Below are 26,885 nucleotides of genomic sequence, written 5' to 3' on the forward strand. Positions count from 1 at the left end.
CGGCTGATCATGCAATTTCCCGAATCCTGGCTGCGTACGCTGGTCAATCCTCCGATCGCAACCGATGAACTCGCGCACCGGCTCACGATGGCCGGCCTGGAAGTCGAAGAAACCGAACCCGCCGCGCCCGCCTTCTCCGGCGTGGTCGTCGCGCACATCGTCGAAATCGCCCCGCACCCGGACGCCGACAAGCTGCGCGTCTGCCAGGTCGACGACGGCTCGGGCGAACGCCTGCAGATCGTGTGTGGCGCGCCCAACGCGGCCGCCGGCCTGAAGGTGCCGCTCGCCCGCGTGGGCGCGGAATTGCCTGGCGGCATGAAGATCGGCGTGGCCAAGATGCGCGGCGTGCAGTCCTCCGGCATGTTGTGCTCGGCGCGCGAACTGGGTCTGTCGCAAGACCACGCGGGCCTCCTGGAACTGCCCGCGGACATGGTCCCCGGCCAGTCCATCCGCGAAGCGCTGGATCTGGACGACACGCTGTTCACGCTCAAGCTGACGCCCAACCGCGCCGACTGCCTGTCGATTCTGGGCGTGGCGCGCGAAGTGGCCGCGCTGACCGGCGCGCCGCTGTCGGTACCCACCGCCGCCGCCGTGCCCGTCACGCTCGATGAGCGCCTGCCCGTCAAGATCGAAGCGCCCGACCTGTGCGGCCGTTTCGGCGGCCGCGTCATTCGCGGCGTGAACGCGCGCGCAGCGACGCCCGAGTGGATGAAGACGCGCCTTGAGCGCGCCGGCCAGCGCTCGCTGTCCGCGCTGGTCGACATCTCCAACTACGTCATGCTTGAACTCGGCCGTCCGTCGCACGTGTTCGATCTGGACAAGATCGGCGGCGACATCAGCGTGCGCTGGGCACGTGAAGGCGAAACGCTTGAACTCTTGAACGGCCAGACCGTCACGCTCGACCCGAAGGTCGGTGTGGTCGTCGCGGGCGATCAGGTCGAAAGCCTGGCGGGCATCATGGGCGGCGAAGCCACCTCGGTGACGCTCGACACGCAGAACATCTATCTCGAAGCCGCATTCTGGTGGCCGCAAGCCATTGCCGGCCGCGCGCGCCGCTTCAAATTCAGCTCCGAAGCGAGCCACCGCTTCGAACGCGGCGTGGACTACGCCAGCATTCCCGAGCACATTGAATTCATCACCCGCCTCATCGTCGACATCTGCGGCGGCCAGGTGGGTCCCATCGACGACCAGATCGTCAATCTGCCGCAGCGTCCGCCGGTGCGCATGCGCCTGGCGCGCTGCCATCGCGTGCTGGGCGTGCCGGTCACGCGTGAGCAGGTTGCAACCATCTTCGGCAGCCTGGGCCTGGATTACGCGGTCGAGGGCGACGACTTCATCGTCAATCCGCCGTCGTACCGTTTCGATCTGGAAATCGAAGAAGACCTGATCGAGGAAGTGGCTCGCATCTACGGTTTTGAAAGCATCCCCGACGTGCCGCCGATGGCGCGCGCCAAGATGTTCTCGCAGCCCGAAGTGCGCCGCGGCGCGCATGCGCTGCGTCGCCTTGCGGCCGCGCAGGACTACCAGGAAGTCGTCAACTACAGCTTTGTCGAAGCCGACTGGGAACGCGATTTCGCGGGCAACGACAACCCCGTGCGGCTTGTGAACCCGATCGCCAGCCATCTGTCGGTCATGCGTTCCAGCCTGATCGGCGGCCTGGTCGCCAACATCCGTCACAACGCCAACCGCAAGCAGTCGCGCGTTCGCCTGTTCGAACTGGGACGCGTGTTTTTCCGCGATGCGTCGGCCGAGGACGGTCCGCTGCAAGTGGCGGGTGTGCGCCAGCCCATGAAGCTCGCGGGCGCAGCCTGGGGCCCGGCGGCCGAAGAACAGTGGGGCGTGCCCACGCGCCAGGTGGACTTCTTTGACGTCAAGATGGACGTCGAGTCGCTGTTCGGCGCACGCGGCCGCCGCCTGCGCTTCGAGGCTGCGGCGCATCCCGCGCTGCATCCCGGGCGTGGCGCGCGCGTCATGCTGGATGGCAAGCACGTAGGCTGGATCGGCGAATTGCATCCGCGCTGGGCGCAACAGGCCGACCTGGCGCATGCGCCGGTGGTCTTCGAGCTGGACGTGGACGCGCTGTCGGAAGGCGAATTGCCGCAGGTGCGCGAGCTCTCGCGCCAACCCGTGGTGGTGCGCGACCTGGCGCTGTGGGTCGACGAGGACGTGACGGTCCAATCCATGCTCGATACCGTCGCCAAGGCCGTCAAGGCCGATACGCAACTGGCCGTTGTGCAGGATGCGCGCGTGTTCGACGTGTGGCGCGACAAGGCGCAAGGCAGCGAACCGGTCGCCGAGAAAAGCCTTGCGTTCCGTTTCTGGCTACAGGACACTGAGGTCACTTTGGACGAAGCCCGCGTGGCCGACTGCCTCGCGCGCATCAAGGAAGCCCTGGTTGCCGCGCACGGCGCGCGCCAACGTGGCTGAACATGGGGACCAGTATGCTTGCCGAGCAACGCACCCTCACCAAGGCCGAGCTGGCCGAGCTGCTTTTCGAGCGGGTCGGCCTGAACAAGCGCGAAGCCAAGGACATTGTCGATACGTTCTTCGAGGAAATCCGCGACGCCCTGGCGCGCGGTGATTCCGTCAAGCTCTCGGGTTTCGGCAACTTCCAGGTGCGCGACAAACCGCCGCGCCCTGGCCGCAACCCGAAGACCGGAGAAACCATTCCCATCGCGGCGCGGCGTGTCGTCACCTTCCACGCCAGCCAGAAACTCAAGAGCGTGGTCGAGCAGGCCGTTCCTACAACGCCCGACGCCGCGGAGTGATACGCTTTGTCGGTAATTGTTATCGGCACACCACGCATCGCGCGCATAAAATCCGCTTATGACACGTACTGAATCCACCGTTACCTTACCGCCCATTCCCGCCAAGCGTTACTTCACCATCGGCGAAGTCAGCGACCTGTGTGGCGTCAAGCCTCATGTGTTGCGGTACTGGGAACAGGAATTCACTCAGCTCAAGCCCGTGAAGCGCCGCGGCAACCGTCGCTATTATCAGCACCACGAAGTGCTGCTCATCCGCCGCATCCGTTCGCTGCTTTACGAACAAGGCTTCACGATCAGCGGCGCGCGCAATCGCCTGGGCGATGCGCGCGACGTGCCGCACGACCAGGACGCCGCCGTGCGTCTGTCTGGCACCGAGATGCAGTCGCTGCGCGCGGAACTCGGCAACGTGTCCGCGATGCTTGCCGAAGCCTTGGGAACGACGGGCACTGCGCCCGCCGCTGGCGCGACGCAAGCTGCGCCCGCTGCCTGAGCCGTTTTCTTCACGACGCATCGATTGCAATCCAGCGTCTGATTTCAGTACCCGCGACGCGCGACCGCCTTCATGGCAGCGCGCGTAGCAAACCGTAGTGCCTTGCGCTTGGCGCGCGCCGCTTCATCACTTGCACTGATGTGAACGGCAAACGCAAAGCGCAAAATTTTTTCCGGTATTCAGCACTTTTTTTGCACCAATGCGTGCAAACATTTTTTAGTTCTGCTATACTCTTTTTCTTTCGGGGCGTAGCGCAGCCTGGTAGCGCACTTGCATGGGGTGCAAGGGGTCGCGAGTTCGAATCCCGCCGTCCCGACCAGTAGTTCCAAGGCCGTTAGTGAGAAATCACTAACGGCCTTTCTCATTTCTTCGGCTTTATTCTTGCGCTCAAATTACCGGGTCTAAATACCGGGTCCAATAACCGGGCCCGATAACTGGGCCCGATAACCAAGCCAAATCGCCGCTACAGCAAAAGCAACGCGCCCGCCGCAACTGCCGTGGGACCCAGCGCGCCAAGCAGCAGTCCACCGATGCTGATGGTTTCGTCTGAAAAGCCGCGCTTTAGCAGTGCCACGCCAGCAGGGTTTGGGGCGTTTGCGATGACCGTCAAGCCGCCACCGGCCACGGCGCCTGCCACCAGCATGTACTTGGATTCGTCGGAGATGCCGTCGATCAGCGAGCCCAGATAGGTCAAGGCTGCGTTGTCAGTGATCGCGGTGAGCGCCAGGGATCCGAAGAATAGTGCGATGGGTTCCAGGCTGGAGACGATGGGCTGCAACCACCACGCCTGCATGCCTCCCAGGATGACGAGGCCGGCCAGGAAGAAGCCAACCAGCAGAGCCTCTTTGAGGATCAGCGGATTCTGATGCCGCTCATAGGCTTGCGTGAATCCCAGGAACATCAGGAACAAGCCGAGAAACGCGACCGGATGGTGCGCCAGGGCAACCACAGCGGCCAGCACGGTCAGGTGCACGATGACCACGGAGATCGGCACGGGAGGGCGCTCGGACCGGGTCATGCTTTCAGCCGGCAGCTGAAGCAGATACTTGCGCATCACAAACGTGGCCACGGTCGCATTCAAGAGCACGGCAATGGCAGCCTTCCAGCCGAAGGTGGCCAGCATGAAGGCCGAGTCCCAATTCCAGGTGGCGGCGACCATCAGAACGGGGGGCGCCGCATAGGCGGTCAGCGTTCCGCCGATCGAGATGTTGACGAACAGCACGCCAAGCGCGAAGTACTTTGGGGCCGCCGGAACCTCTGGGCGGAATAGTTGCGGCGCAAGCATCAGGGCCGCGATCGTCATGGCGGCGGGCTCGGTAATCAGTGATCCCATGAGCGGAACCGCCGCTAGACCCAGCCATGCCGTGGCGACAGAGGTATGGAAAGGCAGGTGCTTTGCGACCAGGTTTACCGCGACCATGACCGTTTGCAGGACAGGGCGGGATGCCGCCACGACCATGACCACAAAGACGAAGAGCGGTTCGGTGTAGTTGCGAGACTCGGCGTAGGCGAGCGCTTGATCACCGCCGGCGGCGATCGCCATGACGACCAAAAGCACAAATGCCCAGAAGCCGAAGACGATCTCGACTTCGCCAAGAAGGTGAAACAAGCCGGCGTGGCGAGGGTAGCGGTGGGACAGCCGCTCGAACTGTTTGACCGTGAAGGTGTGGATCAGCGCCAATGCAAAGATGATGGCGGCTGCGATGTCGAGGGCATGGGGGATGCTGGGCTGCATGGACGCGCGGGCTCCTGCGTGGCGGCCCGACCAGCGCGTTGACCTGCCAGCGCGAAGGAATACGCCTGACACCCAGCCCGCTAGTGTATCTCGATCGCGGGTTTCGGCCTACCCCATCGCGCTGGCCTCGGCGGGACACGATCGCGTCGATTGATGCATTTCAAGAGGCGCGAGGAGGATTCAGACTGATCATATCGACATACCTTTTATATTTCCGGATATTGGTGAGGTTATCAATCGACGGGGCGAAAGCATGGGTCGCAGGGCCGTCTCGTGATTCGCACAACGTCGTGGGCGCAACGTCATTGATGGGCGATTGCTTTTACAACGGCCATGTATGCGTGCGCTGCGGCTTCAAGATCATCAAGGAACTGTAATGCGCTCGCGCAGCAAGCGCGCTGGCCGGGGACAGCGCGGAGAAATTGAAGAGGCGGAAAGGGCCGCAGCGGCTAGAGGGAGGGAGTGTGCGGAGCCGCCCTCTGCTTGATCGAATGACAATCACGCCGCTGCGGCAATCGGGTTCCAGCAAACCCCGTTCCCGCCAGCGGGCCAGACGTGGTCAGTCCAGCGATTGTTGCAATAACCGGCGGCGGCGAAGCTCGGCAAGGCGGGCTTCGTTTTCCTGGTGCCAGCCGGCCTGCCACGAGGCCAATCTGGCGCGCCAGCCAGGTAGCGATTCGCCCGTATGGCTGGGCATGTTGGATTCTTTCATGAGGGGGCAGGCAGATAGTGGCACACCATATCTGGCGGCTTCCTGGCCGGCTCTGTGGACGGGGTCATCCATTCGCGCCTCCTCGTGGGAAAGGTCCTAAGCCAAAAGATGAGCGCGATCGTCATCCTTGTCCAGAAAAGTTACGCGCAGAAATAGCGGGATGGATCATCGAGCGCACGGCCTTGACGCGCGGCTACAGGTGCACCCACTGTTCGGTTTCTCATCTGCACAACTACATCTGCTGGCCATGCCAAATGCAAAGCGCCCCGGAGCCGGGGCGCATGTCAACGAGTCAATTGCACAGCCGCGTCATCGCGCGCGGCACGTAGCGGAAACGGCCGCCAGGGGGCGCTTGGCCGCCGCCCGTGGCCGCCATCCATCCGGCTTCCCAGGCTTCGACCTTGCCGCTCCACTCGGAGATCGATTCGCCGGTGTGGCCCGGCATGGCGGCGGCCCGATAGAACGGGCAATCCCACAAGGTCAAACCGTCTCGGGCAGCTTGTGCGCCCAGCTTTTGGATGTCTTCGCGTTGCATTGCAACCTCCTCCAAAAGTAGTTGGTCGGGACGCAAAGTATTCCGCAGCGACCTGTGATTTTCAATAGTGATGGCGCACCATCCGGGGCGGTGCGGCCGTCATGCCGGCCACGTCTTCCATGATGTCGAAAGGCGTCTGTTATGCGTGCAATTTCGCGGCTCTGTGCCTTTTCACGTTCGCGCTGCGGCACGCACAATCTGGGCTTGCCGCCCGTGTCGGGTGGATTTTGAGGATGTTTGGATGCGCTACCGCTACGTGACGGCCGATGTGTTCACCGGCCATGCTTACCTCGGCAATCCGCTGGCTGTCGTGCTGGACGCGCAGGGTCTGGACGCACGCCAGATGCAGCGGATCGCACGCGAATTCAACTATTCGGAAACCAGCTTCGTGATGCCGCCGCAAGATCGTGCCCATACCGCGCACGTGCGCATCTTCACGCCGGATCGCGAAGTGCCGTTTGCCGGCCATCCGAATGTGGGCACTGCGGTCGTGCTGGCGCGCGAGCAGATCGCGGCCGGGTTGCCGGCGCCGCATGCATTCGTGTTCGAGGAAGAAGCCGGCCTGGTGCGCATTGCGTTGACGTACGGGGAGCACGGCCTGCAGGGTGCGCAGCTGCGCGCGCCGCAGCCGCTGTCTCGCGGCAGCGAGGCGCCGTTGGACGCGGTGGCCAGGGCGCTGCGTCTGGATTGCGCGGACATCATGGTGTCTACGCACGCGCCGATGGTGGCGTCGGTGGGATTGCCGTTTTTGGTGGTGCAGGTTGCCAGCCGCGACGCGCTGCGCCGCGCGTTGCCCGATGCGGCGGGCTACGCGGCCTTGATGCCGCAACTGGGCGCGAAGTCCATCTATGTCTACACCACCGACACGGCAAGCGAGGCGATGGATGCGCCCACCGATATCCAGGCGAGGATGCTTACGAGCCGCATGACCGAAGACCCCGCCACGGGCAGTGCGACGGCGGCCGTCACGGCGCTGCGCGCCTCGCTTGCGGGCAAGGGTGTCCTGCGGCTGCGCGTGGGTCAGGGCGTGGACATGGGACGTGCAAGCCTGTTGCTGGCGCATGCGGAGCCGCGGGACAACGGCGTGTGGGCCAACGTGGCCGGGCAGGCGGTGGTGGTGATGGAGGGCACATTGCCCGCGCCCGCGAGCGATTGACAAGGCGGTGCGGGGTTTGCGGGCGGCAGGGCGCCTCGTGTAAGCTGCAGCACATGAACGCACCGCACATCGCTGCCGCATCGCGCGCAGATTTCCGACGAATCACTCGACGTCTCCGTTGAGTGGCTAGCCGTGTTCGGGCGCCGGTTCTGCGGCGCTTATCCCAGAAGGCCACGATACCCCTCGTGGCCTTTTTTGTTTGAATGCGTTTGCATCCGGGGCGTATCGCAAGGCCTTCGTTCTTTCATCACAAGGAATGAAGCATGTCTCATCAAGACCTCGCCATCCGGCCGTTTCAGGCGTCCGATGAAACCGCGCTGATCGCGTTGTGGCAAGCCTGCGGGCTGACACGGCCGTGGAACGATCCGCGCAAGGACATCGCGCGCAAGTTGACGGTGCAGTCCGATCTCTTTCTGGTGGGTGAGTTGGATGGCGCCATTGTCGCGACGGTGATGGGCGGCTACGACGGCCACCGTGGCTGGATCAATTATCTGGCCGTCTCACCCCTGCATCGGCGGCGCCACTTCGCCACGGCGCTGATGCGGGCGGTCGAGCGCAAGCTGCTTGAGATGGGTTGCCCGAAGATCAATCTGCTGATCCGTTCCGAGAACGTCGCGGTGAAGCGCTTCTACGACAGCCTAGGCTTTCAGGAGGACGCGGTGATCAGCATGGGCAAGCGCCTGATTCCGGATCTTTGAGGACTCGGGGGGCATCAGGTGCAAGGGCGCTTGATGCCCGGTATGCGCGGCGACCCTGGCGCTTGCGTGCAGCGCCAGGGTTGCTTGGTCACGCGATGTCAGGCGTCAGATCGCCTGCGTCAGATACACGGCTTCGCGGCCCACGATGGGCATGCGCGTGGGCATGAAGATCGTGCAAGCATCGCACGGGGAGCGGATTTCTTCCGTGCCATTCATGGCGATCAGTTCGCCCTTGTCGAAGGTCTCAAAGCCAATCACCGGACGCGTGAAGGTGAAGTCCTCGGACTTCACCATGTGGACCTCAAGCAGGCGATAGCGCTGCGGGGTGGGTGGGGCAGGGGTGCCGGCCGGCGTGTCGATGAGGCCCAGATGTGCGAGAAAGCGCAAGGTCACGTCGGTGGCGAGTTCGGCCGCGGAACGCGAAAAATGCTGGCCGCATTCGACAACGAGCGCACCGCCGCTGTCGGACAGCGGATCGCCATGATGGCCGTAACCCATGACCCCGGTGCCCGGAAACTTGTCTTGCGGCATGACCAGGTGCACCTGCGGCGAGCCGACTGCAGCGGCCAGCGCGGTGTTGCGGTCCATCTCGTTGTAGACCCAGAAGGGTTGCACGGGGGCGCGCGTGGAATGGATGTCCAGCACGAAGTCGGCGGCGTCCAGGACAGGGCGCATCTCGCGGGCGCGGCGCAGTTCCGGGCTGTCTTCCGCACCGTCCAGCATGGCGGCCGACCAGATTCGGTTCAGGTTGTGCACGAGCTGGCGGTTGTCGTAAGGTCTGTCGATGTCGAAAGCCTCGTAGGCCTCGACGTGCGCAAAGCTGACCGTCAAGGTGCCGATCTTCGGGCGCACGCCGGTGTCCAGCAGATGGGTGGCGGCCACCATGCCACAGATCTCGTTGCCGTGCGTGATGGCGTTGATGAGCACGTGCGGTCCGGGCTTGCCGGAGTCGAAGCGATGAACGTAGGGGATGCCGGTGTTGCCTTCGCGATAGGCGGACAGGTCTCGCGGCAAGACTTCCAGCGGAGCGGTATCAGGTTCGAAGACGGGTTTGTTCATGGGGTCGATGGCAGGTTTGAATGTGAGCCGGTGGGGGCAATCGATTACGCGCAGCGCATTGGCCTGACATTATGCGCCGGTTCGCCAGTTCGGCGATGAGGGCAAAAATGCGGTTTTTTAGCGCTGTTTTTTTAACTTCAAGATGCCTTCGCACTAGGCGAATTAGTACTGTTTTACCCCTTAAAAACTCTGCTTTCCAAGCCCTTTTGTTTGGTGCATATTGCGGCCCGTTAGTCGGAATTCAGAGGTGCAGCATGAGCGGGTGGCCAGAGCGTCATATCAACGGTTTTCAAGTGCAGTGCGAAGTGGTGGACTTGGAAACCGGGGTGTTGGCCATCGAAATCATGGTCCGCCGGCAAGGCAACGAGGCCGCCACGCAGCGGTGGTCGCTGCCCCGTTTCGTCACCTTCAACGATCCTGCCGCCGCGCGGCGTCATGCCGAGCTGGTGCTCTCGGGCATCCAGACCGTTGACGAGTTCACCGGCGAACCCCGATACGGAATTCTCTAGCGCTTGCTAGTGTTTTGTTTCGTTTATCACATTCATGTGTCTTGTCGGACGTGGAATGCCCGGTACAGTTGTTCATGCATGACAACAAAAGGAGAGTTCCATGTTTGACGCTTATCCCGTTCTGCGCCGCACCGGCATGGCGATCGCAATCGGCGCCGCCGGCGTTCTGTTTGCAGGCTGTACCACGACCACGCCTTCCAAGTCTCCGGCCGCTTCGACGGCAGAGCAGCGGCAATCGATGAACAGCGCGGCCAATGCCACGCTCGCCAAGCTGTATGAAGCCGCTCCCCAGTCCAAGGACCTGGTTGCGCGCGCCAAGGGCGTGCTGGTGTTCCCCGACGTGTTGAGCGGCAGCTTCATCGTCGGCGCCGAGCATGGCAAGGGCGTGCTGCGGGTGAACGGCGCGAATGCCGGCTACTACAGCACGACGGCGGGCTCGATCGGCTTCCAGGCCGGCGCGCAATCGAAGGCGATGATCCTGCTCTTCATGACGGATGACGCCTTGAACAAGTTCCGCAACAGCAGCGGCTGGACCGTCGGCGCGGACGCCACGGTGGCGGTGGTCAACATCGGCGCCAATGGCCGCATCGACACCAACACGGCTCAGCAGCCGGTCGTGGGCTTCGTCATGAACAATGGCGGCCTGATGGCTGGTGTGTCGCTCGCGGGCACCAAGATCTCGAAGCTGGATCGCTGATCGCGCAAGCGCCCAGTCAAAACGCCGCGGCATCAAGCCGCGGCGTTTTGTTTTGCTGCGGAGCAGGGTGGATCTGCTCCGCGGCCTTTGCCGGCCGGTCAGCCGATCACGTCATCGCTGTTTTTGAGGACGGCGGTTTCGCGATCGATTTCGGCTTGCTCGATGGCGGGGTCCAGACCGCGCCAGCGAAGGATGTGGCCGCGCTCTTCTTCGGGCTCCCAGCCCAGCATGCCGTAGCGCGTGATTTCAGTTTCGCCGGAGGCGAACTCCACTTCGAAGTAACCCTGACGATCGGGTAGCGTGTTGCCGGGGAACCAGTCGGTTTCGGGCATGGTGTGCTCCTTGCTAAGCGATGGGAGGGATGCTGGCGCCGGAATGAACGAAACGGCGCCATGCAATTTGATTGTGGGCTTGCCGCCGCAATCCCGCAAGCGCTCGATGGATACCAGATGCGGCGTCAGGCCAGCGGCACGGCGGTGGTGTAGAGCACCTGCTTCAACGCAAAGCTGGAACGGATGCTTGCCACCCCGGGAATGCGCGTGATGTGTTCGACGATCAGCCGTTCCAGCGCATCGACGTCGGGCACGAGGGCGCGGATCAGGTAGTCGGCGTCTCCCGACATCAGGTAGCACTCCATGATTTCGGGCAGCACCGCGATCTCGCGTTCGAACACATCCAGCGCGGCCTTGCGTTGCTTGTCGAGCGAGATCTGAATGAAGACGTTCACCTTCAGGCCCAGCTTGCGCGCGTTCAAGAGCGTGACGCGGCGGTCGATGAGTCCCTCGGTTTCCAGGCGCCGCACTCTCGCCAGGCAGGGCGAGGCGGACAGATTCACGCGGGCGGCCAGTTCCACATTGGTGAGCCTGGCGTCGCGTTGCAGTTCGTTCAGGATGCGGATGTCGGTGGCATCCAGGTTGATTTCCGGCATAAGTCACCTCAAGACGGCGGTTTTACGGTGCAAGTGTGCTGAGTATGCCGATAAACGACGCAGAAAGCGGTCAAAAATGCTGGGGTTTACCCTATAGACTGTTCCGTTCTTCGGCCATATGGCCGGAATGCAGAATATTCAGCGGCAGAGCAGGGTAGTGATGAGTCAGCAAGGCAGTCTTCGCAGGTTTCTCCCGCTTGCGGGTGCGGTCGCCATCTGGGGAGGAAATTGGCCCGTGATGAAACTGGGGCTGGCCCACATGAGCCCATTGTGGCTGGCCGCCAGCCGGTTTGGATCCGCCGCGCTCATCAGCGTGCTGGTGCTGGCCCTGTTGGGTCGCCTGCGTTTGCCAACACGTCAGGAATGGCCGCTGGTCGCGGGTGTGGCCTTGCTGCAGATGGGCGCCTTCACCGCCCTCGCGCTGTGGGCGTTGCAATATGTGGCGCCTGGACGCGCGTCGGTCATTGCCTACGCGACGTCCATCTGGGTGATCCCGCTGTCGTCGCTGATCCTGAAAGAACGCCTGTCGATGGGCCAATGGCTGGCGACGGCGCTGAGCTACGCGGGCATCGGCGTCATCGTGGCGCCCGCGTTCAGCCCGTGGCAGACGCACACCGTCATCGGTCTGGTGATGCTGCTTGGCGCATCGTTCGCATGGGCCTGCAACATCATCCAGCTGCGCGCCAATCGCCACGTTCGGCTGGGCGCCGACATGATTCCCTGGCAGACCGCGTTGGCCACGATACCGCTGGCCGGGCTGGCCTGGCTGCGTGACGGCGCGCCGACCTTTCTGGCCGATGCGCAAGCCTGGCCGCTGATCCTCTACACCGGACCGCTTGCCACTGCGCTGACGTTCATTGTCGTGCTGAGCATGACGCAGAAGCTGCCGCCGGCCGCGACGTCCATTGCGATGCTGTGCGTGCCGGTGATCGGGCTGATCGTGTCGTCCCTCGTGTTCCACGAACGCATCTCGGCGGACCTGGCGCTTGGGCTTGCGCTGATTGCGGCCAGCGTGGCGGCCTCGGCGCTGGCCGCGCGCCTGAGGCCGTTGGCGCTGCGGCCTTCATGAAGGCTCTAGAATGGCGTGCGCCGGAAATGGTGCCGGCACGTCATGCGGAACGCGCAACGGATATGGACTCGTTATATGTAGTGGTCGTGGTGGGCGCCATGGCCGCGGGCTTCGTGCAAGGCTTGTCCGGCTTTGGTTTCGGCATGGTGGCCATGTCGTTCTGGGCCTGGACCGTGGACCCGCGGCTGGCTGCGGCGATGGCGGTGTTTGGCGCGTTGACCGGACAGTTGCTGGCGGCTTTCACCGTGCGCCGGGGCTTTGCCGCCGCGCATCTGCTGCCATTCATCGCCGGCGGATTGCTGGGCATTCCGTTGGGCGTGAAAGTGCTGCCGCATCTGGATCCGACGGTGTTCAAGGCCTTTATCGGCGGGCTGCTCGCGATCTGGTGCCCGATCATGCTGTTTGCCGCGCGCATCCCGCGCATCACGGTAGGCGGCAAGGTTGCCGATGGCGTCGCGGGCGCGATTGGCGGGGTCATGGGCGGGCTGGGCGGGTTCACCGGGGTGATTCCGACGTTGTGGTGCACCTTGCGCGGCTTTGACCGCGACGTGCAGCGCGCGGTGATCCAGAACTTCAACTTGTCGATGCTGATGGTGACGATGGCCAGTTATGTTCTGACCGGCGTGGTTACGCGCGACATGCTGCCCCTCTTTGCGCTGATCGTGCCGGCAATGCTGGTGCCGACACTCTTGGGCACGCGCGTGTATGTCGGCATCAGCGACGTGGCGTTCCGCCGCGTCGTACTGGGCCTGTTGACGGTTTCGGGCGTTGCGTTGCTCGCGTCGTCGGTGCCTCGCCTGCTTGGCTGACCATTGGCGGACACGTGGCGGACGGGCTTGACGGCCATGCTATCGTAGACAAATTCACGAGAGAACCACGCATGGCATTGCATCGTTTCGAAAAGGGCGAACTGGGACATTGGCTGCGCGTCGTGGCCGACAACAACGAGCCCGGCGCAGACCAGACCGACGTGCCCGCGAACGTCGCGCAAGCGCTTGAGACACTGCGCTGCATTCAGGCCGGCACAGACGGCCGCTGGGTTATCACCGACAAGGGCAGGCTCTCGCTACGCATGGAAGAGCCGGGCGCCATCCATTTGCGTTAGGCCATTTGCGGTCGTCGCACATTTACGGCAATCGCCGGCTTACGCACCATGCCAGATTTCGCGTGCCCAGGGCGGCAACGAAATTACCGCATGGTTGCGAATGTTTTCGCAGTATTTCGTGCGCCGCGCCTGCGCCCCTGTGCCGTCCGGCATATCCTGAGACGGAATGTGCGAATTGACATCTTTCCGACGTATCCGGCCCATCGTCTCGCCAGTAAGATGAACTTTGCGTGACGTGTGAAGGTCTATTGTCTTGCGCGGGAAATTTTGTCCTGTTGCACGTTACGCGTGGTTTGCGCGTTTAGGTAACCGACTGGGAGGTAGCACATGCAGCATCGTGACCAGGAAGTACTGATCGACGTTTCCACAGCGGCCATGGACACCGGCGGATATGGCGTATTGCTGACGGTTACGGCTGAGGGCGGCACCGAAGTGGATGCCGCGTTTTCCCACTTGGGCAACTGCGCTTCGTTGGACGAAGCTCGTGATCGCGCGGAAATCTTCGCGCAAAACTGGGTAGAGGAAAATATCTTCCGATAGGGCTTGCACCCTGGACGGAGCTGATCGGCACGACCGGTCTGTGTGTGCATGAGCACGTGGCGGATTCCTACGAGATGGCGACGACGATTTCGGTTATCGTTGCTGCTCCAAAACCTGGGGCCCTCGTCGGGTTTGCGCCGTTCCAAGATGACTGCCGCACAGACCAATTCCCTTCTTGCGGATGACATCCGCGCGCTGCGGGCGCATTTTGATTCTGTCGTGTTGCCCATGTGGTTGGACCGCGGCTTCAACGACGCGCTCGCACTGCCTTACGAATCCTTGGACGCCGCCAGCGGTGAACCGCTGCCCGTCACGCGTTATCGCGCCATGGCGTGTGCGCGCCAGCTTTATGTTTTTGCGCAGGCGCCTGGCGAGGCGGCCGCGCAGCACGCTGATCGCCTCTTCGAATCCCTGCGTCGCGTTTTTCAGGACGAGCATGGCGGTTGGCGCTATAGCGTCGACGCGCAGGCTCGGCCGCTGGACGACACCCAGGACCTGTACACGCACGCGTTCATCGTGTTGGCCGCGTCGGCGTATTTCCAGCGCAGCCGCAATGCGCAGGCGCGCAAGCTGATGCTGGCCACGGCGCGCACGATCGAGACGCGTTTCAAGACCCCGGATTCGCTGTACCACGCGGCGCTGAGCGCGGACTTTTCGCAACCTTTGAAGCCGCCGGCGCAAAACCCCATGATGCACCTGACCGAAGCCTATCTGGCGGCGGCGCAGGTTGCCGAACCGGCGGGATTTGCGCAGCACCTGCGCGAGCTTGCGCAAGGCGTCAGCCAATTCTTCGTGCACGCGCCGACGCAATGCGTATCCGAGGCGCTGCAGGGCAGCGCAGGCAACCGGCTGGAACCGGGGCATCAGTTCGAATGGCTGTCCCTCGTGCACGAGTCGGCGCAGGTGTTCGAAGGCCTGGATCTCGCCGAAACATTGCCGCGCGCCGTGCAGTGGTCGCGCGCCCATGGCGTGGATGCCGCGGGGGTGATCGCGTCGCTGGATGAATCGGGGGCCGTGGCGGACGATACGCGCCGGATCTGGGCGCAGACGGAATACCTGAGGGTCTTGGCCGTGGTGGGCGATCTGCCCGCGCTGCAAACGGCCCTGGCAAGCTTTCGCGAGCGGTTTCTCCATCCGGGCGGCTGGCACGAATGCCTGGATGCGAAGGGCAACGTGACGCGGGCCGACATGCCGTCGACCTCGCCTTATCACTTGGCGACCTGCCTGACCGCGTTACAAAACGTTGTATCCTAATCACGTTAACAATTTTTATTCCCAAGTTGAGGGCGAATTAATAGAAAGACATTGGTGAAATCCCTTACAATTTGCTAACACTGTTTGTGGGGAAGCATCAATGAGCGTTATGTGTTTGGCTTGCCAACGCATTAATCCAGGATTAGCCGGTGTTGCGCCGCACTCGCACCTGGGACATCAAGGATTTACCAACCCAACGCAGAAGGGCCGGGAGGAAAGCCGCGAAGACCACTTCCGCTGCCTGAATTGCGGCGCGAAATGGCTGCGCGAGACCGACAAGTGGGGCGTGGACCTGGGCTTCAAGCTCGCGCCCTGATCGGATCCGCCGGCACTCGTACGACACGGGCCCCTTCATGGGGCCCGTTGCTTTTGGTTGCATGCGCGGCCATTCCCCGCACGATGGCGCTTGAGGCTCAGGCGGGAGCGCCGGCCGCCATGACGTCAGGATCCAGGCTGGCGGTTTCCAGCAGCCATTGGCGGAAACACGCCAGGGCATAGTGGTCGCGCCGCTGCGCGGGCGCGCAGAGGTGGTAGCCGCGGTCGATGCGGATGGCCAGTTCGGGGAAGGGAGCGGCGACACGGCCGGCCTGCAGTTCGTCTCGGACCAGGCAGCGTTGCAGCACAGCGATGCCCATGTCGGCCATGACCGCGCGGATCAGGATCGATACCTGATCAAACCCGTTCGACAACGTGACGCTGGCGCGGGGCACGCCGGCCGCGGCGAACCATTGTCCCCAGTTTTCCCGGCCGTTGGTGTGATACAGCAGCGGCTCGCCCAACAAGCCCTGCGGCGTGCTCCACAGGCCCTTGGCCTGGCGTGCCGCCAGACGCCCGGGGTGGCAGATCACGACCATTTCGCGGCCGATGACGTAGTCCGCGTGCCAGCCTGGCCACTGGTCGGGCGTGCCCGACAGGATGCTCGCGTCCGGCTTGGCGCCGGAGAAGTCTTCGTTGCGGCGGTAGGCCGAGAAGCCGAGCTGGATGTCCGGGTGGCGCTGGTGGAAGTCCGGCAGACGCGGCACGAGCCATGCGCTGGCCAGCGTGGGCACCGAGGATAGGGTCAGGCGCAGCCGGCGGTCGTCCGCGCGCAATTCCGTGCTGAGCGCTTCGATCGCATGCAGGGGCGCCTGTGCGCCGTCGTACAGCTTGCGGCCGGTCTCGGTCAGCGTGAGGCCGTGGGCATTGCGGTGCATGAGCGGCTGGCCGAAGTGCGCCTCCAGCCGCGAGATGGCGCGGCTGATGGCGCCCTGGGTCACGCACAGCACCTCTGCTGCCTGGGTGAAGCTGCCCAGCCGGGCCGCGGTCACGAAGGCATGCAGCTCGGACATCGAGGGCGAATGCAGGCGCATCTAGCATGACCTTTGGTAATGAAGGAGTGCAATATAGTCGTTTGAAAGGGGATCGTAAAGTTTGGACACTGGCGGCCTTCAGCACTACAACCCAGGAGTCGCCTCATGTCCCGCCGTCTTTTTGGCCGGTCCGCGCGCTTTGCGCTCGCCGGCATGTTTGCCACGTTGTCCTTTGCCGGCATGTCACAGGCCGCCGACTATCCCGCGCGTCCGATCAAGCTGGTGGTGCCGTTTGCCGCGGGCGGGTCGACCGACATCGTGGCGCGGCTTGTGGCCGAGTACGCGGGCCGCGACCTGAAGCAGACCATCGTCGTCGAGAACAAGGCGGGCGCCGGCGGATCGCTGGGCATGGAACAGGTGGCGCGGTCCACGCCGGACGGCTACACGATCGGCATGGCGACCATGAGCACGCACGGGTCGAATCCGGCGGTGTTCCGCAAGATGAACTACGACCCGGTCAAGGATTTCGTGCCGGTGGCCAACGTGCTGGCCGTGCCCAGCATCTTTGCGATCAACCCCAATGTCCCGGCCAAGAACATGGCCGAATTCGTCGCGCTGGCCAAGGGCGCGCCCGAACGCTACAGTTTCGCGTCGCCGGGCGTGGGATCGCTGGGGCACGTGAACATCGAGAATTTCATGATGCTGTCCGGCATCAAGCTGCTGCACGTGCCGTACCGCGGCGCGGGGCCGGCGTTGAACGATGTGATGGGCGGGCAGGTGGACGCGATCACGGACAACCTGTCGTCGACGCTGCCGCAGGTGCTGGGCGGCAAGCTGCGTCCGCTGGCGGTGCTGGGCGCCGAGCGCTCGCCGCTGCTGCCCGACGTGCCCACCTACATCGAGCTGGGCTATCCCGACATGGGCACTGGCGGCTGGTTCGGGCTGGTCGCGCCGGCGGGCACGCCGCAGGCCGTGGTGGAGCGCCTGAACAAGGCTGTCCGCGCAGCAATGGAAGATCCGGAATTCCGCAAGAAGGCCGAAGACGTGGGTGGTACGCTGATGCCCACGACGCCGCAAGAATTCCAGGTGCAGATCGACCAGGCCCTGGCCCGCTACGCAAAAGTGGCCAAGACCGCCAACATCCAGGCTGATTGAACGATGACGACCGCCGACTTCCCCGCTGTTTCCGTGCATGAACCCACCGGGCCCGCGTTGCCGCTGGTCTGTGATTCGCCGCATAGCGGTGAGCGCTATCCCGACGACTTCGGGGCCTCGGCAACGCTGGCGCAATTGCGCCAGGGCGAGGACACGCACGTGGACGCGTTGTGGTCGGCGGCGCCCGCGCTGGGCGCCACGCTGGTCGCGGCCAATTTTCCGCGCGTCTACATCGACCCGAACCGCACCTTGCAGGATCTGGATCCGGAGCTGCTGGCCGAGCCCTGGCCCGAGCCGCTGGACCCCGGCGAAAAGACGCGTCTGGGCAAGGGCCTGATCTGGCGCCGGATGGACAAGGCCACGCCGATCTACGACCGCAAGCTGACGCTGGCGCAGGTGCGGCATCGCATCCAGGCGTACTACGAGCCCTATCACGCGGCCTTGGCCACGGCGATCCGGCACGTCCACGAGCGCTTCGGCGCCGTGTGGCATCTGAATCTGCATTCGATGCCAAACGACGCCTATGAGCGGCTGGGACGCCAGAGCGAACATCCGCTTGCCGACTTTGTGCTGGGCGACCGGGACGGCACGACGTGCGAGCCGGAGTTCATCGCGCTGATCGAGACGGCGCTGCGCGACAAGGGCTACACCGTGGCGCGCAACGACCCGTACAAGGGCGTGCAGCTCATCGCGCAGATTGGTCAGCCGGCGCTGAACCGGCACAGCCTGCAGGTGGAGATCCGCCGTCCGCTCTACATGGACGAAGCCACGCGGGAACGCAACGCGGGTTTTGACGCGTTGCGCGCGGATCTGTCGCATGTGCTGGAACAGGTGGCGGCCTATGTGCGCGTGCGCGCGCAAGCGGTCACGTCGACAAAATAGAGTCGTTTGAATAACCGGCGCGCAGGGCGGAATCCCGCGCCGGTGCTGACTTAAGTTTTCTTGGGGCAAGCCGTTGTGAACGTGTCGGCGCGCCCGCTCGATCGCGCCCAAGGAAACCGCAATGTCCGAGAAGATCATCGATGGATTTTCAGTGGTCGCCTATGCGACCCAGCCCGAGGGGCGCATCCCCGCGCGCGCGTTTCTGGAGACGCGGCGCCTGCCCGTGAAGGCCGCCGAAGCGCCTGCGCCTGCCGATGACGCCGAGCCCGGCGCCGAAGCGGCTGCGCCCGAGCCGGAAAGCCAGGCCTTCGAGATATTCCTTTCGCGGCGCTTTCGCAGCACGATCGAAGCCATGTCGGCGGCGCGCAATGCGCTGGACCGCGTGAAGTCCGTGGATGTGGACGGCGTGCCGGACCCGTTGCCCGAGTAGGCCGCCGTCAGGCGGGTCAGGTCAGGGTGCTGCGCATCAGGATGTCGATCAGCGCGCGGGTGGGTTTGCCCGGGGCAGGGGCCGAGATCACGATGAATTCCACCGGCGGCAGCGCGGGCAGGTTGGCCGCGCCCGCGGGCGCCGACAGGCCGGCGGTGGACAGGTGCGAGGGTTGGACGGTGATGCCCAATCCCGCGCGCGCGGCCGCCTGGCAGCCTGCGTAGCTGGTGCTGGTGCAGACGATCTGCCAGCTGCGTCCGGCGCGCGCCAGCGCGTCCAGCGTCAGCGTGCGCGTGACGCTGGGCTCGCGCAGCAGGATCAGCGGAAGCGGTTCGTCGGGCACGATCCGCAAGCCTTCCTTGGCGCGCCACAGCAGCGCTTCTTTGTGCAACGTCTGGCCGCGGCGGTCGCCACGCCGGCGCTTGCCGATCATCACATCCAGGCGGTTGTCGTCCAGCAGCTTGTAGAGCTCGCTGGTGACGCCGATGGTCAGGTCCAGCTCCACTTCGGGATGCGCAAGGCGGAACGCCGCCAGGACGTCGGGCAGGGGACCCATCGCCAGATCGTCCGAGGTGCCGAGCCGGATCCGGCCGCGCAGTCGTGGCGCATCGAACAGGCGTTCGGCTTTTTCGTGGGCGGCCAGGATGATTTCGGCATGCACGAGCAGGCTGCGGCCATCGCTGGTCAGGGCGAGCGAATGCGTGTCGCGCTGGAACAGCCGGCGATTCACGGCCGATTCGAGTTGCCGGATGTGTTCGCTGACGGTGGGCTGGGTCAGGCCCAGCCGGCGCGCGGCCTCGGTGAAGCTTGGCGCGCCGGCGGCGGCCGCGAAGGTCTTGAGCCACAGGGGATTGAGCATGGGCGCGGTTTGGTCATAGGGAATACCGATGACAGTTAAAGTACCCAGTGGCCTTCACGATGGCAAGGGGCGCGCCTATAGTGGGCGCATTTTCTTCGACACGTCCCTGCCATGCGCCGCTTTCTGCCCGACCAATTCACGCTCATCCTGATCGCCACCGTGGCGTTCGCCAGCTTTTTCCCGGCGGTGGGCAAGGGCGCGACGTTCATGATGGTGGCCAGCAACGTGGCGATTTCGCTGCTGTTCTTCCTGCACGGGGCGCGGCTGTCGACGGACGCCATCGTGTCCGGCGTGAAGGACGTGCGCCTGCACGGGCTGATCCTGGCCTGCACCTTCCTGCTGTTTCCCGCCTTGGGCCTTGGCCTGCGCGCCCTGTTTCCCGGGCTGCTGACGCCCTCGCTGTGGCTGGGCGTGCTGTTCGTCTGCACGCTGTCTTCCACCGTGCAGTCCTCGATTGCGTTCACGTCGATGGCGCGGGGCAACGTGCCGGGTGCGATCTGCGCGGCGACGGCCTCCAACCTGTTGGGCACCGTGCTGACGCCGCTGCTGGTGGCCGTTTTGCTGCATCGCCAGGGCGGCGGGCATGGGCTGGCCGACGCCGGCCGCATCCTGTTGCAGCTGTTGCTGCCGTTCGCGGTGGGCAGCCTGCTGCGGCCGTGGATCGGGGCGTGGGCGCTGCGCAACAGCCGCACGCTGTCCAAGGTCGACCGCAGCTCGATCCTGCTGGCCGTCTACACCGCGTTCAGCGAAGCCGTCGCGCAAGGCATCTGGCATGCGTTTCCGGCCATCGACCTGGCCACGATGGTGCTCGTGAACGCATTGCTCCTGGGATCGGTGCTGGTGATCACGACATGGGGCAGCCGCAAGCTGGGGATGACCAAGGAGAACGAGATCACGCTGGTCTTTTGCGGATCGAAGAAGTCGCTGGCGTCGGGCATTCCGCTTGCGACGGTGCTGTTCGGCACGTCGCAGATGGGCGTGGTGGTGTTGCCGCTGATGATCTTTCATCAGATGCAGCTGATGGTCTGCGCGGTGCTGGCGCGGCGCTATGCCGAGCGCGAGGAACCGGCGGCGGCGGTGCCGGCCCGGGCGTAGGCCCCGCACGGCGCGCCGCCTGGCGATGGGATCAGGCGGCTGCGTCCAGCGGCTGGATCTTGCCGGCGGGCTGCCAGAAGACGCCGCCGTCGCGCTCGGTGACGGCCAGCGCGGTCAGGTGTCCGTTCTTGCAGGGCCCGCCCACGCAAACGCCCGTGTCGGGCTGGTAGGTGGCGCCGTGGCGGGCGCACATGATGAGGTCGCCCGCGCGGGTGAAGAAGCTGCCTTCCCAATCGAGTTCCACGCCGATGTGAGCGCAGCGGTTCAGGTAGCCGTGCACCTGATCCTGGTAGCGCACGAAGAAGGCGGTGGTGCGGCCCGCGCCGTCGGTCACGGGCACCTTCACGCCCAGGCCGCCGTTGACCAGGTCGCCGGCGGCGCAGACGAGCACTTCGGGAAGGGAGGGGGAATCCTGCATGGGAGGCCTGGCTATCAAAGGGTGCGATGTTCGGACAGGGGGCGCGGCTTGTCAATCCGCGGGCGCCGACCGTGCGCTTTCCTGCTGGCGGGTCCACATGCCCGCGTAGATGCCGCCCTGGGCGAGCAGTTGCGGATGACGGCCGCGCTCGACGATGCGGCCGTCTGCCAGCACGATGATCTCGTCCGCGTCGGCCACCGTGGACAGGCGGTGCGCGATGATCAGCGTACTGCGGCCCTGGCTGACCTCGCGCAGGTTGGCCTGGATCTCGCGTTCGGTATGGGTGTCCAGGGCGCTGGTGGCCTCGTCGAACAGGAAGATGGCCGGATTCTTGAGGATGGTGCGGGCAATCGCGACGCGCTGCTTTTCGCCGCCCGACAGCTTCAGGCCGCGCTCGCCCACCAGGGTGTCGTAGCCGTCCGGCATGGTCAGGATGAGGTCGTGGATGTGCGCCAGGCGCGCGGCGGCCTCGATTTCCGCTTCCGTGGCGCCGGGCCGCCCGTACCCGATGTTGTAGCGGATGGTGTCGTTGAACAGCACGGTGTCCTGCGGCACGACGCCGATCGCCGCGCGCACGCTGGCCTGCGTGACGTCGCGCACGTCCTGGCCGTCGATCAGGATGGCGCCGCTGTCCGCGTCATAGAAGCGGAACAGCAGGCGCGCGATCGTGGACTTTCCGGCGCCCGAGGTGCCAACCACGGCCACCGTCTTTCCAGCGGGAATGGAAAAGCTGACGCCCTTCAGGATGGCGCGGCGCGGGTCATAGCCGAAATGCACGTCGCGGAATTCGACGGCGCCGCCCGAAACCTGCAGCGGCGTGGCGCCCGGGCGGTCGGCTACTTCGCGGTCCTGGCCCAGCAGCTCGAACATGCGCTCCATGTCGATCAGTGCCTGCTTGATTTCGCGGTAGATGAAGCCGAAGAAACTGAGCGGCGTGTAGAGCTGCAACAGGTAGGTGTTGACCAGCACGAAGTCGCCCAGCGTATAGCGGCCCTCGGCGATGCCGTTGGCCGCCATCCACATCACGAGCGTCAGCCCCACGGAGATGATGGCGGCCTGGCCCACGTTCAGGATCGACAGGCTGACCTGGCTGCGCACGGCGGCGCGTTCGTAGCGGGTGAGCGAAGCGTCGTAGCGCCGGGCCTCGTGTTCTTCGTTGCCGAAATACTTGACCGTTTCGTAGTTCAGCAGGCTTTCGATGGCCTTGGTGTTGGCCTCGGAGTCGGTTTCGTTCATCTGGCGCCGGAACTTGGTGCGCCATTCGGTCACAGCCAGGGTGTAGGCCATGTAGAGGACGACCGTGGCGCCCGTGGCCAGCGCCAGCCAGCCGTCGAACATCTTCCACAGCACGACGCAAACGAGGCTGATTTCGAAGAACGTGGGCAGGATGTTGAACAGCAGAAACGACAGCAGCGTCTGGATGCCCTTGGTGCCGCGTTCGATGGCGCGGTTCAGCCCGCCGGTCTGACGCGCCAGGTGAAAGCGCAGCGCCAGGCTGTGCAGGTGACGGAAGATCTGCAGTCCCACGGACCGGATCGCATGCTGGCCGACCCGCGCGAAGATCGCGTCGCGCAGTTCGGAAAACAGCAGCGACAGGACGCGCGCGGTGCCGTAGGCCAGGATCAGCCCGAGCGGCACGGTCACCGTGCCGGGCGCGCCCTTGCCCAGCTCGTCCACCGCCTGCTTGTACAGCAGGGGCACGTACACGGTTGCGGCCTTGGCGGCGAACAGGCACAGCAGTGCGGCCACCACGCGCAGCTTCAGCCCAGTCTTGCCGGGCGGCCACAGGTAGGGAAAGAGGGTGCGAAGCGTGGCAAGACCGCCGCCCTTGCCGGGCCGCGTTTCAGGAGGATTCATGGGTCGGGATGCCGTGGTTGAGGCGGGCTCCACCAGGGGAGTTAAGCCGTTTGCAGGGCATTATGGGGCACCAGCGGTACTATTTGAGGCATAACCCCTGGGCACGGGTGCACCTTAACCGGGGGCGTCAAGGCGGTATCGCGACACGGGCGCAGCGCGTCGGGCCCGTTTCTTTCTCGTCCAACCGGGGGGCCGGCCGGCTGCTCCCCTGGTTACGCGACCGGGCGCGTTTTCGCCGCGCCGCGGTGGCGTTGCAAGCTATGGAGGGTCTTATGGCGAAGGTACCCGCAGTGAAATTGAACGACGGAGGCAAGATTCCGCAGTTGGGCCTGGGCGTGTGGCAGGTGCCTGACGATCAGGCGGCCTCCAGCGTGAAGGAAGCGCTGGCGGCAGGTTACCGGTCGGTGGATACGGCAGCCATCTATGGCAACGAGGCGGGCGTGGGTGTGGGCTTGCGGTCGGCTGGCGTGGCGCGCAAGGACCTGTTCATCACGACCAAGCTGTGGAACGACAGGCACGGCTACGACGACGCGCACAAGGCGATGGACGAAAGCCTGGAGAAGCTGGGCCTGGCGTACGTGGACCTGTACCTGATTCACTGGCCGGTGGCGGGCAGCGAGAAGTTCCTGGACGCCTGGCGGGCCATGATCGAGATGAAGGAAGATGGCCGCGCGCGATCGATCGGCGTGTCGAACTTCACGCAAGCGAATCTGGAACGCCTGATCGACGCTTCGGGCGTCACACCCGCCGTCAACCAGATCGAGCTGCACCCCGGGTTCACGCAGACCGCGCTGCGGGCCTTCCATGCCCGCCATGGCATCGTGACCGAATCCTGGAGCCCGCTTGCGCAGGGCAACATCACGAAGGAAAAGGTGATCCTGGACCTGGCGCAAAAGCACGGCAAGTCGCCGGCCCAGGTGACGCTGCGCTGGCATCTGCAGCACGACCTGGTCGTGATCCCGAAGTCCATCACGCCGGCGCGGATCCGCGAAAACATCGACGTGTTCGACTTCGAACTGTCGCCGGCCGAGATGGCCGCCATCGACGGCATCAAGGAAGGCCCGCGGCTGGGGCCGGACCCCGAGAAGTTCGCGTAACGAGCGGCGGCGGGCGCGGCGAGCGGGGCCGCGCGGCCGTCCTGGACCGCTCGATCACTAGCCGCCCGATTGCGCCGGCAACCGGGCGGCTAGTGATCGAGCGGGAAAACCCAGTAGCGCAGGATCACCACGAGCAGAATGGTGAGGGCGGTCCATGACGCCCAGTGCCACGCGCCGGTGCCCAGTAAGGCGGCCAGCAGGCCGAAGATGCTGAGGGCGCCCAGCAGGATCGGCATGCCCCACACGAACAGGAAGCCTCGGCCGCCTTTGCCTTTGGACTGGGTCATGCGGGTGTCCTTTGCGGGGCGGCGGCTGCCTGGTGTTTCTTGATGAGGTCGTTGATGCGCGCCTCGGTCGCGCGGCGGCGGGCCAGCCACAGGTACAGGCCGCTGACCAGCACCACGATGGTGACCAGGTCGAGCAGCGCCCAGATGATCTTGAGCGGCAGGCCGCCGTAATCGCCGAAATGCAGCGGCCGCGAGACTTCAAGCGCGGTCAGGTACCACGGCATCCGCGCGACCGTCGTCAGTTCGCCGGTCCGGCCGTCGATCAGAACGGGCGTATTCAGCTTGGACGTCAGCGGCGTGTCGCCGCGCATCCAGGCGATGAAGTGTTGCGGGCTGCCGAAGGCGTTGCCGGGAAAGGAAATGAACGAGACCTCGTTGCCCGGCATGGCCTTGCGCGCGGTGTCTGCCGCCAGTTGCGCCGATGCCAGTTGCGTGGGAATGGGCTGGCCCTTGTAGGGTTCCAGGACGCGCGGCAGTTCGGTGGACTGCCATAGCCGGAAGAGCGGCGTGGACAGTTCGTTGACGACGCCGGTGACGCCCACCACGAACGCCCAGACCAGCGTGACGATGCCCAGCAGGTTGTGCAGGTCCAGCCACTTCAGGCGTGTCGAACGCGTGGCGCGCACGGTGCCGAATTCCAGCTTCTTCATGAAAGGGCCGTACAGCACGACGCCCGACACGATGGCCACGCAGAACAAGAGGCCCATGAAGCCCAGGAACAGCTCGCCCGCCAGCCCCGCGAAAAGGTCCACATGCAGCGCCAGCATGACGCCCATGAACGAAAACTTGTCTTCGGTGTAGAGCGGGCCGTCGAGAAGCACATCGCCCGTGCGCGCGTCCATGCGGATGGCGTGCCCCGAGGCCTGCCCGTCGCCCGGCGTCTTGGCCATGCCGACGAAGACCTGCGGTTCGTCGGGGTCGAAGAACAGGTAGTCGACGACCTCGTTCGGATACATCTCGCGGGCGCTCGCCACTAGCTTGTCGAGGTTGGCGGGCGGCGTGCCGGCAGGCACCTCCGATAGCGGCTTGGCATCGTCCAGCCAGTGCTCGATCTCGTGATGGAACACGAGCGGCAGGCCGGTGAGACAGATGATCAGCAGAAAGATCGTGCAGACCAGGCTTGTCCATTTATGGACCAGATACCAGGTTTTGATGGTGGACGCGGCGGTCATGGCGACGGCGGGGGAGCGGCCAGGCGCTACCCCCTCAAGAACGGAACGGGAAAGGAGGAAACATTATCACGAACAAGAGCGATTCTCGTAACGCTATTTGACCCTTTCGGCATCCGGGCTGGCCGTGGGGACAGAGCAAAGCGGGTTAAAAAGAAGGGTCAGATTTTTCCTTGCGGCATACCCGAATCATCATGGAGCAGCGTTTTCTCAAGGTCCCGCGCAATGAAGCCGGCCGCGATTTTGCGGTGGGCGACGTGCATGGCCATTTTTCGCGTCTGCAACAGGCGCTGGATGAACTGGGGTTTGACCCCGCCATCGATCGGCTTTTTTCCGTGGGCGACCTGGTCGACCGCGGGCCCGAGAACGAGGCCGCGCTGGACTGGCTGGCACAGCCGTGGTTTTACGCGGTGCAAGGCAATCACGAGGACTACGCGATTCGCCATGTGCGCACCGGGCAAGTGGACGTGAAGAACTGGCGCGGTTACGGCGGTGGCTGGTTTCTGGATTTGCCTGCCGAGCGGCAAGCGGTGTTTGCCGAGGCCTTTACCCGGCTGCCCATTGCCATCGAGGTGGAAACGTCGTCGGGCGCGGTCGGACTGCTGCATGCCGATTGCCCGGTGCTGTTCTGGCCCCGGCTGGAGTCCGCGTTGCAGGACCGCTACAAACGCACCAGCGCGGCGTGCCAGTGGTCGCGCGACCGCCTGCGCCAGATGGACCGCACCGGCATCCTGGGCGTCAGGGCGGTTGTGGCGGGGCATACCCCGGTGGCATCGCCGCTTGCGCTAGGCAACGTGTATCACATCGACACCGAAGGCTGGAACGCCGGCTACTTCACCTTTTTGAATCTGGAATCCCTGCAGGCCTGGCCGCGCGAGGTCGTGACCGAGGCCGCGGCCGCCGAGTAGCGGGGGCCGGGTTCCAAAAGAATAACGGGCGCCGAGGCGCCCGTTTTGCGTGATGCGCAGCGCCTACAGCGGCCGGGCGGTCACCGTGCCGGGGCTGGTCACGGCGCTGGCGCTTACGCCGGCCGAGTCGGCCGGCGCGGCCGCGGCAGGCACGGCCGGCGGCTGCACGCCGCCCGCTGCGGGC

Annotated in this window: 31 protein-coding genes and 1 tRNA gene; 20 read left to right on the top strand and 12 right to left on the bottom strand. The window is 64.7% G+C overall.

What is annotated here, in order from left to right; all coding sequences use genetic code 11:
- Positions 1-9 precede the first annotated feature (9 nt).
- The 4 genes from pheT (at position 10) to HV786_RS23845 (ending at position 3,577) form a co-directional block, all read left to right on the top strand.
- Entirely contained in the window at positions 10-2,427 is a 2,418-nt protein-coding gene (pheT, locus tag HV786_RS23830; RefSeq protein ID WP_175211946.1) for a phenylalanine--tRNA ligase subunit beta, read from the top strand.
- Positions 2,428-2,429: 2 nt separating this feature from the next.
- Positions 2,430-2,768, top strand: coding sequence for an integration host factor subunit alpha (locus HV786_RS23835; protein WP_081101104.1), 339 nt, complete (start codon positions 2,430-2,432; stop codon positions 2,766-2,768).
- Between the two features lie 58 nt (positions 2,769-2,826).
- Positions 2,827-3,258, top strand: a complete 432-nt coding sequence (locus HV786_RS23840; protein ID WP_128827980.1) for a MerR family transcriptional regulator — start codon at positions 2,827-2,829, stop codon at positions 3,256-3,258.
- 242 nt (positions 3,259-3,500) lie between these two features.
- Positions 3,501-3,577: transfer RNA gene (locus tag HV786_RS23845), tRNA-Pro, on the top strand.
- A gap of 144 nt (positions 3,578-3,721) precedes the next feature.
- Here the strand turns inward: HV786_RS23845 and HV786_RS23850 are convergent.
- The 3 genes from HV786_RS23850 to HV786_RS23860 form a co-directional block, all read right to left on the bottom strand.
- Complete coding sequence (locus tag HV786_RS23850; RefSeq protein ID WP_128827981.1) at positions 3,722-4,993, bottom strand: putative Na+/H+ antiporter; 1,272 nt, start codon at positions 4,991-4,993, stop codon at positions 3,722-3,724.
- Between the two features lie 559 nt (positions 4,994-5,552).
- Positions 5,553-5,777, bottom strand: coding sequence for a CrpP-related protein (locus HV786_RS27520; RefSeq protein WP_158216675.1), 225 nt, complete (start codon positions 5,775-5,777; stop codon positions 5,553-5,555).
- Positions 5,778-5,997: 220 nt separating this feature from the next.
- Positions 5,998-6,240 carry a CrpP-related protein gene (locus HV786_RS23860; RefSeq protein WP_128827982.1) on the bottom strand — a complete coding sequence of 81 codons (243 nt, stop codon included), beginning with the start codon at positions 6,238-6,240 and terminating at the stop codon, positions 5,998-6,000.
- A gap of 241 nt (positions 6,241-6,481) precedes the next feature.
- Here HV786_RS23860 and HV786_RS23865 point away from each other — a divergent pair, with 241 nt between their 5' ends.
- Both HV786_RS23865 and HV786_RS23870 read left to right on the top strand, forming a co-directional pair.
- Positions 6,482-7,396 (top strand): PhzF family phenazine biosynthesis protein, encoded by a 915-nt coding sequence (locus HV786_RS23865; protein WP_128827983.1) that lies wholly within the window; start codon positions 6,482-6,484, stop codon positions 7,394-7,396.
- 263 nt (positions 7,397-7,659) lie between these two features.
- Entirely contained in the window at positions 7,660-8,094 is a 435-nt protein-coding gene (locus HV786_RS23870) for a GNAT family acetyltransferase (RefSeq protein ID WP_128827984.1), read from the top strand.
- Between the two features lie 105 nt (positions 8,095-8,199).
- Here HV786_RS23870 and HV786_RS23875 read toward each other — a convergent pair whose 3' ends face one another.
- A complete protein-coding gene (locus HV786_RS23875; protein WP_056315919.1) occupies positions 8,200-9,153 on the bottom strand; it encodes a M14 family metallopeptidase in 954 nt (317 codons plus the stop codon).
- A gap of 254 nt (positions 9,154-9,407) precedes the next feature.
- On the opposite strand from HV786_RS23875, the gene HV786_RS23880 reads away from it, so the two are divergent.
- Positions 9,408-9,662, top strand: coding sequence for a hypothetical protein (locus HV786_RS23880; protein WP_128827985.1), 255 nt, complete (start codon positions 9,408-9,410; stop codon positions 9,660-9,662).
- Between the two features lie 100 nt (positions 9,663-9,762).
- Positions 9,763-10,359, top strand: coding sequence for a BPSL1445 family SYLF domain-containing lipoprotein (locus tag HV786_RS23885; protein WP_062841872.1), 597 nt, complete (start codon positions 9,763-9,765; stop codon positions 10,357-10,359).
- 98 nt (positions 10,360-10,457) lie between these two features.
- Here HV786_RS23885 and HV786_RS23890 read toward each other — a convergent pair whose 3' ends face one another.
- Together HV786_RS23890 and HV786_RS23895 are read right to left on the bottom strand one after the other, a co-directional pair.
- Complete coding sequence (locus tag HV786_RS23890) at positions 10,458-10,691, bottom strand: hypothetical protein (RefSeq protein WP_056315928.1); 234 nt, start codon at positions 10,689-10,691, stop codon at positions 10,458-10,460.
- A 125-nt stretch (positions 10,692-10,816) separates the two neighbouring features.
- On the bottom strand, positions 10,817-11,287 hold the full coding sequence (locus tag HV786_RS23895; RefSeq protein ID WP_006226939.1) for an Lrp/AsnC family transcriptional regulator: 471 nt from the start codon (positions 11,285-11,287) through the stop codon (positions 10,817-10,819).
- Positions 11,288-11,447: 160 nt separating this feature from the next.
- Here HV786_RS23895 and HV786_RS23900 point away from each other — a divergent pair, with 160 nt between their 5' ends.
- The 6 genes from HV786_RS23900 to HV786_RS27525 all read left to right on the top strand — a co-directional run bounded on the left by HV786_RS23900 (position 11,448) and on the right by HV786_RS27525 (position 15,571).
- Positions 11,448-12,356: a DMT family transporter gene (locus tag HV786_RS23900; RefSeq protein ID WP_128827986.1), complete on the top strand. Its 909-nt coding sequence runs from the start codon at positions 11,448-11,450 to the stop codon at positions 12,354-12,356.
- A gap of 62 nt (positions 12,357-12,418) precedes the next feature.
- Positions 12,419-13,165 (top strand): sulfite exporter TauE/SafE family protein, encoded by a 747-nt coding sequence (locus HV786_RS23905; RefSeq protein ID WP_063954780.1) that lies wholly within the window; start codon positions 12,419-12,421, stop codon positions 13,163-13,165.
- A gap of 71 nt (positions 13,166-13,236) precedes the next feature.
- Complete coding sequence (locus HV786_RS23910; RefSeq protein WP_128827987.1) at positions 13,237-13,461, top strand: hypothetical protein; 225 nt, start codon at positions 13,237-13,239, stop codon at positions 13,459-13,461.
- 327 nt (positions 13,462-13,788) lie between these two features.
- The gene (locus HV786_RS23915; protein ID WP_006218759.1) at positions 13,789-14,001 is read left to right on the top strand and encodes a hypothetical protein; all 213 of its coding nucleotides are present in this window, start codon (positions 13,789-13,791) and stop codon (positions 13,999-14,001) included.
- Positions 14,002-14,148: 147 nt separating this feature from the next.
- Positions 14,149-15,255 (top strand): AGE family epimerase/isomerase, encoded by a 1,107-nt coding sequence (locus HV786_RS23920; RefSeq protein ID WP_128827988.1) that lies wholly within the window; start codon positions 14,149-14,151, stop codon positions 15,253-15,255.
- A 100-nt stretch (positions 15,256-15,355) separates the two neighbouring features.
- Positions 15,356-15,571 (top strand): hypothetical protein, encoded by a 216-nt coding sequence (locus tag HV786_RS27525; protein WP_006388022.1) that lies wholly within the window; start codon positions 15,356-15,358, stop codon positions 15,569-15,571.
- A 97-nt stretch (positions 15,572-15,668) separates the two neighbouring features.
- Here HV786_RS27525 and HV786_RS23925 read toward each other — a convergent pair whose 3' ends face one another.
- Positions 15,669-16,604 carry a LysR substrate-binding domain-containing protein gene (locus HV786_RS23925; RefSeq protein ID WP_128827989.1) on the bottom strand — a complete coding sequence of 312 codons (936 nt, stop codon included), beginning with the start codon at positions 16,602-16,604 and terminating at the stop codon, positions 15,669-15,671.
- Between the two features lie 105 nt (positions 16,605-16,709).
- On the opposite strand from HV786_RS23925, the gene HV786_RS23930 reads away from it, so the two are divergent.
- From HV786_RS23930 to HV786_RS23940, 3 genes are all read left to right on the top strand, one after another.
- On the top strand, positions 16,710-17,699 hold the full coding sequence (locus tag HV786_RS23930; RefSeq protein WP_128827990.1) for a Bug family tripartite tricarboxylate transporter substrate binding protein: 990 nt from the start codon (positions 16,710-16,712) through the stop codon (positions 17,697-17,699).
- 3 nt (positions 17,700-17,702) lie between these two features.
- Positions 17,703-18,581 (top strand): N-formylglutamate amidohydrolase, encoded by an 879-nt coding sequence (locus HV786_RS23935; RefSeq protein WP_128827991.1) that lies wholly within the window; start codon positions 17,703-17,705, stop codon positions 18,579-18,581.
- Between the two features lie 121 nt (positions 18,582-18,702).
- On the top strand, positions 18,703-19,011 hold the full coding sequence (locus tag HV786_RS23940; RefSeq protein WP_175211948.1) for a hypothetical protein: 309 nt from the start codon (positions 18,703-18,705) through the stop codon (positions 19,009-19,011).
- Between the two features lie 16 nt (positions 19,012-19,027).
- On the opposite strand, the gene HV786_RS23945 is transcribed toward HV786_RS23940, so the two are convergent.
- Positions 19,028-19,870, bottom strand: a complete 843-nt coding sequence (locus HV786_RS23945; protein ID WP_056315948.1) for a LysR family transcriptional regulator — start codon at positions 19,868-19,870, stop codon at positions 19,028-19,030.
- 111 nt (positions 19,871-19,981) lie between these two features.
- On the opposite strand from HV786_RS23945, the gene HV786_RS23950 reads away from it, so the two are divergent.
- Entirely contained in the window at positions 19,982-20,965 is a 984-nt protein-coding gene (locus HV786_RS23950; RefSeq protein WP_056315950.1) for a bile acid:sodium symporter family protein, read from the top strand.
- Positions 20,966-20,996: 31 nt separating this feature from the next.
- Here the strand turns inward: HV786_RS23950 and HV786_RS23955 are convergent, their stop codons facing one another.
- A complete protein-coding gene (locus tag HV786_RS23955) occupies positions 20,997-21,383 on the bottom strand; it encodes a Rieske (2Fe-2S) protein (RefSeq protein ID WP_175211949.1) in 387 nt (128 codons plus the stop codon).
- A gap of 51 nt (positions 21,384-21,434) precedes the next feature.
- Positions 21,435-23,240: an ABCB family ABC transporter ATP-binding protein/permease gene (locus tag HV786_RS23960; RefSeq protein WP_062841864.1), complete on the bottom strand. Its 1,806-nt coding sequence runs from the start codon at positions 23,238-23,240 to the stop codon at positions 21,435-21,437.
- A gap of 272 nt (positions 23,241-23,512) precedes the next feature.
- On the opposite strand from HV786_RS23960, the gene HV786_RS23965 reads away from it, so the two are divergent.
- Positions 23,513-24,337 (top strand): aldo/keto reductase, encoded by an 825-nt coding sequence (locus tag HV786_RS23965; protein WP_128827993.1) that lies wholly within the window; start codon positions 23,513-23,515, stop codon positions 24,335-24,337.
- A gap of 89 nt (positions 24,338-24,426) precedes the next feature.
- On the opposite strand, the gene HV786_RS23970 is transcribed toward HV786_RS23965, so the two are convergent.
- Both HV786_RS23970 and HV786_RS23975 read right to left on the bottom strand, forming a co-directional pair.
- The gene (locus HV786_RS23970; protein ID WP_128827994.1) at positions 24,427-24,624 is read right to left on the bottom strand and encodes a hypothetical protein; all 198 of its coding nucleotides are present in this window, start codon (positions 24,622-24,624) and stop codon (positions 24,427-24,429) included.
- Positions 24,621-25,796: a PepSY-associated TM helix domain-containing protein gene (locus tag HV786_RS23975; RefSeq protein WP_128827995.1), complete on the bottom strand. Its 1,176-nt coding sequence runs from the start codon at positions 25,794-25,796 to the stop codon at positions 24,621-24,623. The genes HV786_RS23970 and HV786_RS23975 overlap by 4 nt, the downstream gene beginning before the upstream one ends.
- Positions 25,797-25,987: 191 nt before the next feature.
- Between HV786_RS23975 and HV786_RS23980 the strand changes: the two genes are divergently transcribed.
- Complete coding sequence (locus HV786_RS23980; RefSeq protein WP_128827996.1) at positions 25,988-26,701, top strand: metallophosphoesterase; 714 nt, start codon at positions 25,988-25,990, stop codon at positions 26,699-26,701.
- Positions 26,702-26,885: the final 184 nt, after the last annotated feature.

The sequence above is a fragment of the Achromobacter mucicolens genome (assembly GCF_902859725.1).
GTDB lineage: Bacteria > Pseudomonadota > Gammaproteobacteria > Burkholderiales > Burkholderiaceae_B > Achromobacter > Achromobacter mucicolens.